Origin of the sequence: Secundilactobacillus paracollinoides, assembly GCF_001702155.1 — a bacterium.
Taxonomy (GTDB): domain Bacteria; phylum Bacillota; class Bacilli; order Lactobacillales; family Lactobacillaceae; genus Secundilactobacillus; species Secundilactobacillus paracollinoides.
Window position 1 is genome coordinate 3,197,107 of sequence record NZ_CP014912.1, and the last position, 12,177, is coordinate 3,209,283.

Annotated in this window: 11 protein-coding genes; 3 read left to right on the forward strand and 8 right to left on the reverse strand. The window is 46.5% G+C overall.

Annotated features, from left to right (window positions below; genetic code table 11):
* Positions 1–176: 176 nt before the first annotated feature.
* From ltrA to AYR61_RS14085, 3 genes are all read right to left on the reverse strand, one after another.
* A complete protein-coding gene (ltrA, locus tag AYR61_RS14075; protein WP_065903640.1) occupies positions 177–1,559 on the reverse strand; it encodes a group II intron reverse transcriptase/maturase in 1,383 nt (460 codons plus the stop codon).
* Positions 1,560–2,050: 491 nt separating this feature from the next.
* Positions 2,051–3,070: a cytochrome d ubiquinol oxidase subunit II gene (cydB, locus tag AYR61_RS14080; RefSeq protein WP_065903643.1), complete on the reverse strand. Its 1,020-nt coding sequence runs from the start codon at positions 3,068–3,070 to the stop codon at positions 2,051–2,053.
* Positions 3,063–4,532, reverse strand: a complete 1,470-nt coding sequence (locus AYR61_RS14085; RefSeq protein WP_054710941.1) for a cytochrome ubiquinol oxidase subunit I — start codon at positions 4,530–4,532, stop codon at positions 3,063–3,065. Before AYR61_RS14085 ends, cydB begins: the two co-directional genes overlap by 8 nt.
* Before the next feature lie 379 nt (positions 4,533–4,911).
* On the opposite strand from AYR61_RS14085, the gene AYR61_RS14090 reads away from it, so the two are divergent.
* On the forward strand, positions 4,912–5,139 hold the full coding sequence (locus tag AYR61_RS14090; protein WP_054710939.1) for a DUF2187 domain-containing protein: 228 nt from the start codon (positions 4,912–4,914) through the stop codon (positions 5,137–5,139).
* A 61-nt stretch (positions 5,140–5,200) separates the two neighbouring features.
* On the opposite strand, the gene AYR61_RS14095 is transcribed toward AYR61_RS14090, so the two are convergent.
* The 3 genes from AYR61_RS14095 to AYR61_RS14105 all read right to left on the reverse strand — a co-directional run bounded on the left by AYR61_RS14095 (position 5,201) and on the right by AYR61_RS14105 (position 8,082).
* The gene (locus AYR61_RS14095) at positions 5,201–6,259 is read right to left on the reverse strand and encodes a D-alanine--D-alanine ligase family protein (RefSeq protein ID WP_056987105.1); all 1,059 of its coding nucleotides are present in this window, start codon (positions 6,257–6,259) and stop codon (positions 5,201–5,203) included.
* Between the two features lie 319 nt (positions 6,260–6,578).
* Complete coding sequence (locus AYR61_RS14100; protein ID WP_065903645.1) at positions 6,579–7,172, reverse strand: ECF transporter S component; 594 nt, start codon at positions 7,170–7,172, stop codon at positions 6,579–6,581.
* Between the two features lie 547 nt (positions 7,173–7,719).
* Positions 7,720–8,082, reverse strand: a complete 363-nt coding sequence (locus AYR61_RS14105; protein ID WP_054710935.1) for a DUF1304 domain-containing protein — start codon at positions 8,080–8,082, stop codon at positions 7,720–7,722.
* A 187-nt stretch (positions 8,083–8,269) separates the two neighbouring features.
* On the opposite strand from AYR61_RS14105, the gene AYR61_RS14110 reads away from it, so the two are divergent.
* Entirely contained in the window at positions 8,270–8,713 is a 444-nt protein-coding gene (locus AYR61_RS14110; RefSeq protein ID WP_056987103.1) for a hypothetical protein, read from the forward strand.
* Positions 8,714–9,877: 1,164 nt separating this feature from the next.
* On the opposite strand, the gene AYR61_RS14115 is transcribed toward AYR61_RS14110, so the two are convergent.
* A complete protein-coding gene (locus tag AYR61_RS14115) occupies positions 9,878–10,723 on the reverse strand; it encodes an SDR family oxidoreductase (RefSeq protein ID WP_065903647.1) in 846 nt (281 codons plus the stop codon).
* Positions 10,724–10,839: 116 nt separating this feature from the next.
* Between AYR61_RS14115 and AYR61_RS14120 the strand changes: the two genes are divergently transcribed.
* A complete protein-coding gene (locus AYR61_RS14120) occupies positions 10,840–11,580 on the forward strand; it encodes an SDR family oxidoreductase (RefSeq protein WP_225356547.1) in 741 nt (246 codons plus the stop codon).
* On the opposite strand, the gene AYR61_RS14125 is transcribed toward AYR61_RS14120, so the two are convergent.
* Positions 11,577–12,050 (reverse strand): MarR family winged helix-turn-helix transcriptional regulator, encoded by a 474-nt coding sequence (locus tag AYR61_RS14125; RefSeq protein ID WP_191982257.1) that lies wholly within the window; start codon positions 12,048–12,050, stop codon positions 11,577–11,579. The two genes, AYR61_RS14120 and AYR61_RS14125, sit on opposite strands and share 4 nt — an antisense overlap.
* Positions 12,051–12,177: the final 127 nt, after the last annotated feature.

Consider the following 12,177-nt stretch of genomic DNA (forward strand, 5'->3'; position numbering starts at 1 on the left):
AGCTTCATCGCGAGCCACCACATGGAGTGCCAAATTGTGAAATGCAACGGCCTTAGAATGTCCAACGCTACAAATCAGAACACCATAATCAAATCGAGTAGGAGGTAATTGATTAATTCAATTACCGACCTCTCACACCACCGTACGTACGGTTCCGTATACGGCGGTTCAATAATTTAAGCACTTTGTATTGACTGGAGTGTCTTGCTCATATTGATGAGTCCAAGGCGTTCCAGTCTTTTGTTTGTCAGAGTATAGGTCAATGTCTTGCTATGCGCAGTTCGCCAATAACCCTTACGGGTATTGGCCATTGTATAAGCACTGGTGCCAGAAAGCCCCAGTTTTACAAGATGATTGACCTTTGTTTTGAGCTTCTTCCACTGTTTCCAAATATACTGGCGAATCCTTGCTCGCAACCATTCGTCTAAGTGACGGATAAAATTGGTCATTTTCCCGACCGAATAGTACTGTAACCACCCACGCATCTTTTGATGAATCTCGTTAAACACCAGGTTTAACGAAACGCCCCGATTGCGCTTGGTCATTTTCCTGAGTGCAGACTTGATGCGTTGCTTGGCCTGCCAAGCAGGTCGCGCATACGCACCTCCTCGACCAACCCCCAAGGAAAATCCCAGGAACTTGGCCCGCAGAGGCGAACTTACTGATGTCTTGTCCTCATTGACGGTGACCTTTAGGTCGCCTTCAAGAAAGCAAGTAACATTAGTCAGAACCCGTTCTCCAGCACGTTTGCTTCGGACATAAATATTACAATCGTCCGCATAGCGGACAAACTTATGACCTCTGGAAGTTAACAGCTTATCCAGTTCGTTGAGATAAATGTTAGCCAAAAGTGGCGATAAGGGGCCACCTTGAGGGGTGCCTTTATCACTTCGTTCAAATAGACCACCATTCATGACACCGCTGGTTAGGAAGCGACGAATGAGATGCAGTATCCATGGATCCGTAATATACTGCTCAATAAATTTAATAAGCAGATCGTGGTTGACCGTATCGAAGTATGCTTTTAAATCGAGATCCACGACATAGTGATAGCCCTGATTGTAGAACTGAACCACTCTATCAATGGCATCTTTAGCACTTCGATTCGGTCGGAACCCAAAACTATTATCTGAGAAGACACGCTCAAATGTTGGCACCATGACTTGCGCCATGGCTTGTTGAACAAGTCGGTCAATCACAGTTGGTATTCCGAGCTTGCGTTTACCACCATTAGGTTTTGGAATTTCAACCCGCTTAACGGGACGAGGCCGATAGGTCTCGTTTTGTAAAGCTTGCAGTAATTCCTGTTTATGTTTCCTCAAGTAGGGCAACAGTTCGTCAACGGTCATTCCGTCTAGTCCTGCTGCACCTTTGTTTCTGCAGACGCGAAGATAAGCCTCGTTCAGGTTATTTCGGTCTAAGACTAACTCTTGAAACTTAGTGCCGTTCATCATCGTATTTTCACCAGAGTCAGTGCTACGCACCCCGACTTGTTCTTGGGCTTCCAGTCCTACTGTCCGCCGGCGGTCAGCTTTTTCTGTATTCTGCGGTTGTTGCACTGTCTCCACCTCCAATATCAATGATGACCTATTATTGTTCAGCCCTTCGTGGCAGATACCGCTACTATGGCCTCGGCTGACTCCTGTATCGTTCTGCACCACATCACTGTGATGTTTGTTCCTGTGGCGCTTAGCGCGCCTCTTGTCGGGAACGTACGATACAGGCCTCCCCGGGTAAGAACGCCCACTTTCGTACCATGTCATTGCCAGCTTTACTGCGATGGCCTCGAGTAGTATTGGACTTTGGTTTGTTTGGCAACCTCGTCCGACCAACACAGCCTTATAGCTGATTCTTGTACATCAATGCGGTACTTTGTCGCCGACTTCCTTCAGATTCCACCTCACGATGGACACCCTTGTCATTGACTTGCGGTTCCGACTACTACGGCCCGCAACGGACTTTCACCGTCTAGTTGGCGCCCATGCCGGGCGCACCAAAAGACACGCAAAGCACTAGCTTCACGTGTCTTTGACGATTGAACGCCTAGTGATTAGGCTGGTTTAACGTCTTTAGATGGTGATTTGAGTCGTTTGTAGAAGACCCAGTAGCTCCAGATGAAGTAGATCAAAACGATTGGCAGCAACGTGAAGGCCAGGATGGTCATCAGGTGCAGCGTATAAGGTGAACTTGACGCGTTTTTGATCAGAATCGAGTGGGCACTGTTAGTGGCAATCATGACGCGTGGGAATAAGCCGTTGAAGATCAGGATCACGATGCTGATCAAGGACAACCCGCTCGCGATAAATGCGGTCCAGTTGTGCTGACCAACAACACTCCACCAAGCAATCAGCGTCAACACTACCAGGACACCCAAAATGCTCCAGGTTGAAACTGGCTTTTGTTTGAAGAAGTCCGTAAAGATCATTAGCAAAATAACGAACAGCACTTCGCCAACAATCAGAACCGGATATAAAATCTTGTTCCAAGCTTGCGCCCGGTCGCGTAACGTGCCAAGGGTCTTCAATTGTAAGAAGTTCAACCCGTGGATAAGGCACATCAGCGTCACTGCCACGCCGCCAACAAGCGATAACCAGTTCACGTATGTGGTGAACGTGCCAATGACGTTACCGCCAGCATCCATGGGAACCCCCTGAATGAGACTGGTAAACATCATTCCAAAGAGGAAGGCTGCACAGAAACTGCCGATGGTGCCAGCCCATTCCCAGAAGTGCCGCCATCTTGCGGTTTCCATGTTAGCCCGAAATTCAAAGGAAACACCCCGGAAAATCAGGGCAACAAGGATGAGGAAGAGGACGATGTAGTAGCCTGAAAACAGTGAGGCATACCACATTGGAAATGAGGCAAACATCGCCCCACCAGCGGTGATCAGCCAAACTTCATTACCGTCCCAGTGCGGGCCGATGGTTTGGATGATCGTGTCTCGTTCAGCCTGGTCGCGACCGAAGAACCGAATGGCCATCCCAATTCCGAAATCAAACCCTTCGAGGAAGAAGAAACCGCTAAACAGGACACCGATCAATAAGAACCAGAGTAATTGCAGACTAGTCATGGTTAAACGCCTCCTGTCCAAACGGATCTTCGACTTTGGCTTCTGGCGCGTCCTTCATACTATTGTAGTTGTTCGTTTCAACTGCGTCTGGTCCCGCTTTGAGCACTCTATGCGACAAGATGAGCATAATCAGACCCAATCCTGCGAACAAGCAGAAGTACACAATGTTGGTAAACAACAGCGAGGTAACCGTTGACGTTGGTGAAACGGCATCCGCAATCGTCAGCAGTCCGTAAACGACCCACGGGTAGCGGCCAAATTCAGTCACAAACCACCCAGCGGTATTGACGATGAATGGGAGCCATAAACAAAGTCCCAGAACATACAAGAACCAGCGTTGTTTCATAATGGCCTGACTCTTCTTGCGGTTAAAGAACAACCCGACAATGGCCAGTAAGGCGAAGAGTCCGCCAGCAACGGCCATAATTCTAAAGCTCCAGAACAAGGTCTTCGTTGGGACATAGTAGTCCTTTAATGCCTTCCCCTTTTGGCCAGCATACTTTGCCTTCAATTCTTTATTGACGGTATTTTGGCCCTTCACAGTCCCGTTTAACTTGTGATAACTCAAAATGTTCAGGACGTGTGGAATGTCGACCGACCAGTTCGTCTTATGCGCCTTGGTGTCAAACGACGCAATTGCCGCCCACTCACCCTTGTTGGTGGAGTTCTTGTAAAGTCCCTCCATTGCGGCGAACTTCATTGGCTGATTATTGATCAGGAACCGCGTTTGCGTGTCCCCAGAAGCAATCGACCCGACTGATGCCAGTAACCCAATAATCAACGCAACTTTCAGTGACTTACGATAGAAGTGTTCGTGGTCCTTTTTAAGCAACCGCCAAGCACAACAACCGGCAACCACGAAGGCCGCCGTCACTCCGGCACCGAAGATCACGTGTGGAAATTCATTCCACAATTGCGGGTTTAAGATCACCTGCGAGAAGCTGGTCATTTGGACCCGCCCCGTCTTGGCATTGATCATGTATCCGACTGGATTTTGCATAAAACTGTTCGCTGCCAGGATCCATAACGCTGATAATGAGGATCCAAACGCAACTAACCAAATAAACAGTGCGTGAATTCCTGGTTTGAATCGGTCCCAAGTAAACATCCATAACCCAATGAACGTGGATTCAAGGAAGAACGCTGCCAAGGCTTCAATTGCCAGTGGCGCGCCAAAGATGTCCCCCATGAACCGTGAATACTCTGACCAATTCATTCCGAATTGAAATTCTTGAATAATACCTGTTACAACACCAACCGCGAAACTATAAAGAAAAATCTTGCCCCAAAACTGGGCCATTTTCTGATAGGTCTTGTCCTTTTTAATCACGTAGACGGTTTCCATTACGGCAACAATAAAGGCTAATCCAATGGAAAATGGTACAAAGAAGAAATGGAAGACCGTCGTCATCGCGAATTGGAACCGCGACAAGGACAACATCGATAGACCTGCGATTAACATAATATCCCCCCTTACAAAATTTTCGGACACCTTATGGTTTTATTATATCGGTCGATAAATGAATATTCAATCTTAAGCCCTTCCAAATTGAGAATTATTCTAAACTTCGACACACTTTAGTGAAACTGGCTTGTATTGTTGCAACAGATTGTGCCATTTTCTTGAAAAATACTGCTTATCTTTTCAATTAAATAGAAAATAACCTGATGATTTCGGGTGTCGTCATCAAACATTTTTCGATCTATGTTTGATTCCCAGATGCGTCCTTTTACCAGAAGCGGTTTCATCCAACTAATTGAAAAGATTCACGCAAATCAATTGACAAACGGGCGAAAATCAAGTAAATTACATAGAGTTTGACTTGGGGAGATGACTCGTAATGAAAATTGGCGATCAAGTGTCTTTTAAATTAGAAGGCAAAGATTTCACGGGCTTCATCGATAAAGCGTACCAAAACTCTTTCATGATCACATTCAAGAGCGACGATGCAGACATTACCGATAAGTACCACGACCGCGTTGTGATCAACAACAAGAAGTTAAAGCTCATCAAGGCTGCACCGGAAACGGAAACTGACGATGATGCAGAGACAACTGATGATAAATAGGTAACATTAAAAAAGATGACTTAGGCGTTCGCCTGAGTCATCTTTTTTATGTTATTGCATATTATTCAAAGGTTAAGCCTAATAATTTCACTTGCGACTGAACGATCATATCGCACAGATCATCATAGGCGATACCCGCTGCTTCCGCTTCTTGCGGGAGTAAGGACAATGGTGTCATCCCAGGAAGTGTGTTTGCTTCGATCACGTAGAGGCCGTTCTTATTCCACAAGAAATCAATTCGGCCGTAGTTGGTCATGCCAAGCACATCCATGGTCTTCTTCGCCAACCGCTTCATTTCATCATGCACGTCATCTGGAATGTCTGGTGGTGTCTGGAACTTCGTGGTATTCCCACTGACAAATTTATGCTCAAAGTCGTACCAGCCATCAGTCACGATGATTTCAATGGCCGGCATTGCTTCGCCATCAACGACACCCATTGAGAACTCGCGCCCATCGATGTATTCTTCGACCAACACGTCACTGTCAAACTTGGCACTCTCCTTGAGTGCGGTATGCAGTTCAGCTTGATCGTGAACGATGTACATCCCAACGCTGGAACCCCCGTTGGCCGGCTTAACGACCGCTGGGAAGTTAAATGGCAGCGAGACGTTGGTCTGAAGACTAGCGTGCGGCAAGTTCATAAACCGCGCCGTTTGAATGCCGTTAAACAGCATCAACTGTTTTGAAACATTCTTGTCCATGGCAATGGCTGATGCCAGCATACCGCTCCCCGTGTAGGGAATGTTGTTGAGGTCCAGGGCTGCCTGCACCTTCCCACCTTCACCATCGCCGCCGTGCAACCCAATGTAAACAAGGTCTGCCAAACCGGCGATCTTCATCACGTTAGGACCAAAGAGTTGCGTCGTCCCATCCGTCCTTAAGGCGTTGATGCGGTCATCCGTCATGATCTCATCACTGATATTGAGGTCAACTTCCTGTTCTTCACTAGTAAACAGATTGGCAAGTTGTGCCTCATTGGCATCTTCAAGGCCTAAAAACAAATCAACTAGGGCAACTTCGTAACCTTTACGCCGTAATGCGTTGGCTACTTTCGCGCTAGAAGAAAGGGACACGTTTCGTTCGGTGCTGCGTCCGCCCGCTAATACCACAATTTTCATATTTTCGTTCCTCCGCTTCAGTTCCGCTTCGTTTATAGAATCTTAAGTATATCATGAATTGGAAGCGGTGACTATGGAAGGGCGATTAGAATTTGCAAAGAGCGCGAAGCAAGGCGTTTGGGGGCTACTGCCTTGCTAAACGCGTTTCAATCGATGGCAGAAAAAGAAGAAACAAAATCTAAACTGCACTCAAACCTAGACGCATCACCCCGCCCCACTGACCAGCCCAATAAACCGAAAAAAAAGAACGACCACCCAAGAACCCAAACAGATTCCCGACCCAGTCGCCCCAACAATAACTCACCCAAAAAATCCTAACTTACTTACTAACCCGGCTCATCAAATGACGCAACGGCAACCCGATCACAGGCACCAAAATCCCCGACATAATTGCCTCCGGAATCCCATTAGTCGCCATAATCCCAAGTAACCATGGCATCAATTTTGCGATGTGCAATTTGGCCATCGGCAGCATATGAAACTGGTAAAGCAGCGCCATAAATCCAAGGACGAAAATAGTATTGATCAGCGCCCCAACGACTCCAGTCAGCGCTAAATGCCAGGTCTTAGCACCCTTGCGTGCCAGCCAGAAGAACAGCCAGCCGGCAACAAGTCCGACTAAGACCCGCGGTACGACTGAAACTAATGGATTGACCAGCACATAAACGGCTAGCGGACTCGTCGGCCAGACAAAGGCGCGAATCCAATCAGTCAGTCCCCAAACGAGACCGACGATGGCGCCCTCACGTGTGCCCATGGTGACACTAGCAATGACCGTGGTTGCCTGAATCGTGACAATGCTGAACGGACCGACAGGAATGTAGCCTAAAAATGGCACGAGCGTTTGAATAATAACAATGGCAATAAACAGAGCTAACAGACTGATCCGATAAGCGTTACTTCGAGTTTTGATGATGGTTCACTTCCCTTTTGAGTTTGACTGCTACATGAATGACATTTCTAAACAAGTCCAACCTGCCCTTTTTTGTAAGCAATACATAATCGGTAACTTGTTCATTTGTAAAGGATAGCACTTTTCACACCAGAAAAAAGCAATTTTGCCAAATTTAATGACACGAATGTCATTTTCTTTTAAAACGGTTACATCTGTTCGAAAAATAATGCATATTACAAGACAAGTGTTGCTGATTCTTGTTATGCTGAAGTCATAGAAAGGTGGTGGTTCGATACGACAGATAATCGTACCGAGGGCCGCCTGAACCTGGGCGGTAACCGTTATCCATGTGGCCAACCCACGGCTCCGAAGAAAGCACGTCGGCCGACCAGCGGTGCTTGACGCGCGAGTCGTGACTGGGGGACTGCTGCGACGACTAGGCATCACGCTAACTGACGCAAGAAGTCAATTGGCGAAAGAAAAAAGAACCCGCCGCACCATTCTGGATCGTCAGAATGATGCGGCGGGTTCTTTAGTTGTCGCTAGTTAACCTATTGGATGTATATCATAGAAACAATAATAGCAGTGTCACCGCACCCGGCAGTGCCTGAATCAGATAGATCTTCTTCGTCACCGTTGCACCGCCGTATAATCCGACCACAACCACAAACAGACTCAGCAGCTCAAAGAAAACGACCTGAGCGTGCGCGGTAAACATGACAAATCCCAATAAAAATAGCACGCCTAACGCAGCGTTATAGATTCCCTGATTCTTTAGTGCCAGTTGCGCACCAGACTGTTTAACAAAATCTAAGTCCATGTCAAAAGCATTGGCCTGGACTTCAGGCTTCGCAAACATTTCCAAATAAGCGATGACTATATGTAAGATACCCAAGAGTCCTGCCAAAATCATCCCAATTGTTACCATGCTGTCTCACCCCCTAATGATCATTCTTAATATCTACCCTACCATACTTTATCACGACGCAATATCATGAACGCCTGAATATTTTTAAACACGTGTGTTGCAAACCAGCAGTTCGTGGTACATTAAAGCTAGTGTGGATTTACAGGGGGAATCTCATTTGATAAAAAAACGAGCAAAATTTGGTTAAATGGTCGCACTTGCCAGCCTTGTGATGCTAACTGTGCCAGTCACGACTCACGCTGCCGCAAAAACGAACACGATTCCGACAGTGTTACGCGGCAACTGGTACTTCTACGTAAAGGGCGCCGGCTATGACGAATATAAATTGACGACGCATACGCTGACAGAACTTCAGGTCACTGCCTTTGGCACCAAGAAGGAGCACCACTACTCAGCTAAAAGCTTGAGCGTCGTTAAATTCAAAAAGGCCTACTATGTTTGGAGCACCAAGGGTACCGGGATCTCATTCGGTTTCAACCCTGGCCGCGTCAAGGTCAACGGCACCTATAAGCCCGCCATCGCGGTAAATGGTCTCTCAGATAAAACGCTAAAATCTGGCAAGACCTCAACAGCGGTTGGCGATGTTTACACGCCTTTTAAAACGAAAAAGGCTTACACAATTTACTTTTAAGTTCGATAACGATCGTAGCTTGCAAAATAATTCACTACTATATTAAGCAATAATCCAGCAGAAAGAATTAGATATTCGTTCTGCTATTTTTTGTGTATTTAAATCGGTCATTATTAATTAATAAAATTATTCTATTATTATAATATAAAAACATGATGGTTAAAAAAGGTAAGTCAGGTTGTCTTGTCACCATTAAAACGCTGTTATGTCAGCGATTATTACAATTTCCATCTGAATACATTATGACATCTTCACATATCATCGGCCAATTTTAAATAAGTGTTAATGATTATAACTAAATTAGTATTATGTAATGCTTTTTAAATGCATTTGCACCTAGTTCGTGCTACACTGCTCTCAAAAGGACGGTGATGCGAGAACGCAACCACTCAACCCGTGTTTAGAGTGGTGAAGCAAGTGGGAAAACCTTACGATATAACTACAATTATGAAATTATGCCGTTGGGTCGTTATGTGACGGCTGTCTTTTGGGAAGATGGCCAACATAGAGATCTTTCGGACGTGCTCTCTACCTGCTGGGATAGCACGTCTAATCCTCGGATCTTATGGTTATCGGCAACCCTCACAGACCCCCAACATTTTGTCTGACAGCGTGAGCACAATGAACACTGTTGTACCCCAATTCAGTTGAGCACTGAAACATTTACCTTCACTGGTATTCTTCAAATGTTCGGCGCATCAGTGTGACGTACCAATGCAATCAACACCTTATGGCTCACAAATTGATCATCCGGTTTGTAAATCACGGGCATCGCCTACATTCCTCGTTGCGGTGCCGTGAAGTCACTGCGGATGGGTTTTCCCACTGCACGCGCGCCGATGGTGCAGGTCTGCGACCATCATCATCGGAAAACGACCTCGTCAGTCAGTGAGCTGACGGGAATACTGCCTGCTAAACATCATGGTTCACCCCCGTCGTTTAGTCCGCAGTCGTCGTTTCATCTATTTTGGCCTATGAACAATTAAATCGAAAATACCGAGTGTCTGCCTCTCCCGGCATTAACGTTGTTTCATCCTATTCTATATTATTCTCAAATGTTTCCCCGAGCGGCTGAGAAAGCGAATGAAACGAACCGGTAGTACACCGGCGTCAAAAGCGCCCTCAGCTAAATGATCTAACTGAGAGCGCTTGTTTGTGATTAAATTAGTTTAGCTGTCGTTTTACGTATGTTTTAAAATCGGTCGGTTGGCGTCCAAGCAACAGCCGTAGCACAGTGCTATTGCCGTCGAGTCCCCACTTGCTATAAGTGTCCGCAAGGTGTTTGAAACCCGTTCTAAAAAATAAATCTTGCGCATCAATAGTGTCAAGAAAGGTCTCAACGTCAACATACTCCGCCACCGCTTGTTCACCAGTTAGTGCGTTGTATTGTTGGACAAGCTCATTTGGCGAAAAGGGTTGCGTGCCCACGAGTTCATATGTGGCCTTATTATGCTGGGCTATGTTGCCAATCACCTGTACCAAAACTTCAGCGACATCTTTTGGATCCACGTACGCTATCTTAGAATCCACATTGTAAAAGATCTGATACTTGCCGGTACGATGAACAAGCTGCGGATCAAAATTATGCATGTAGTGCATTGGTTGTAGAATAGTGTACGGCAGTTGAGACGTCATACCCTGATAGATCAGATGTTCTTCCACATCGCGCTTGGCGGTGTGCTGCAGTAACGTCGTCAAAATTGGGTGCGTCACTGACACAAAAACAAACTGCTTGACTTGCCCAGCAGCTGACAGATCAATTAGGTTCTCGCCGATCAAGGCCTCTTCAGCTGAAAATAAGGGCGGAATATAAACAATCTGGTCAGCACTAGCGACCAGTTGCTGTTGAAATGCAAGCTGTGTCAGGTCTCCAACCAGTGCTTGTTTAATCCCTGGGAGTTGTTGAACTTTCGGATCAATATCTGTTGCGATAGCATCGTAGCCAGCGGTCACAAGTGTGTGCACCATAATACGACCTGTGTGACCAGCTGCGGAAGTGACTAAGATCATCAGACCATCTCCTTTTTACTCATTATAGCGTCAATTAAGTGCAATTGCACTTAATAAGTGATTTCATTCACGGAAGGAACGTGAACCTTATGAAACTATAAAATCATCACATTTTAATTACCGGTGGGACCAGCGGCATTGGCTTCGCCCTCGCAAAACGCTTCATGGATCTGGGCAACCAAGTCCTCGCTGTTGATTTTAGCGAAAAGAACATTGAGGCCGCAAAAAAGGAGCGCCCAGAATTGCTGACCTACAAGGCCGATCTGAGCTTTCCTGACGACCGGGAAGCCCTAAAGACTTGGGTCGATGATAACTTTAGCGATCTCGATATCCTGTTTAACGACGCTGGCATTCAACGGTGGATCAATCTCCAGAACCTCAAGCACGACTGGTCCTGGTACCACCAAGAACTGGCCGTCAACCTTGAAGCGCAGTTACACCTGACCTTCTTATTCTTACCGCAGATCACCGCGCAACCGAATGGTGCCTTCATTAACATTTCGTCCGGATTAGTGATCAACAACGGTGCATGGGTTCCCGTTTACACAGCCTCGAAGAACGGCGTGCACGGGTTTACGCAAGCACCGCGGCTCCAGTTACAGGATACCGCAACCAAAGTGTTTGAGATCCTGCCGCCTGCTGTAAATACAAATCTGGGTGGTGCTGGCGAGCATAACTACGGCAATGACCTCGATGAATTTGCCGATGCAGTGATTCAGCAGTTACAAGATGATTTACCTGAGATCACCTTTGCCTCATCATGGGACCAGCTGCGGGCTGATAAAGCAACCAACCAAAAGACGACCCAGGAGACCTGGAATCTGTTTAAGGATAACCCGACCTTTAAGGACGCCTAATCGATGCCAGCCAAGGCGTGACGCAGATTTAAAATTTGGTCGTAGGGTGGTAACGATTGCCCGGCGCTATCTAAAAGGTAGCCGTTCAGCCGATCAAGGACCGTGGTGATCTGGCTCGCCCGCGTTTCACCCATTTGTGATAAACGCAGTCGCGTGGCCCGGTGATCATCCGGATCTGCCTCCTTGATGATAAACCCATCTTCAATCAAATGGTTGATGGCTCGAGTTACCGTGCTGGGATTTACCTTGATGATCGTGTTCAACTGATTTTGAACGATACCGGGATGAGCGCCAATTTTCATCACGTAAAAATAATTCGTGGCGGTCACCCCAAAGGCTTTGAGATTAGTATTGAGCCACTTCACAATGGCGTAATTTAATTCTGCGACTTGTTGTACAAGATCTGCTGGTTCTTGTGTTGTCATATTGACCGTCCCCGTTCGTTTGCCTGCAACTTGAATGATAATCATTTGGGTATAGTGTACCATAACATTGCTTATGATCACGTGTTGACGAATTGAGAGATAACGGTTGATTAATAGGTGAGGCGCCTTATCAAACACAAGTTGCGGACTTGGACAGCATCCAATTGCATTT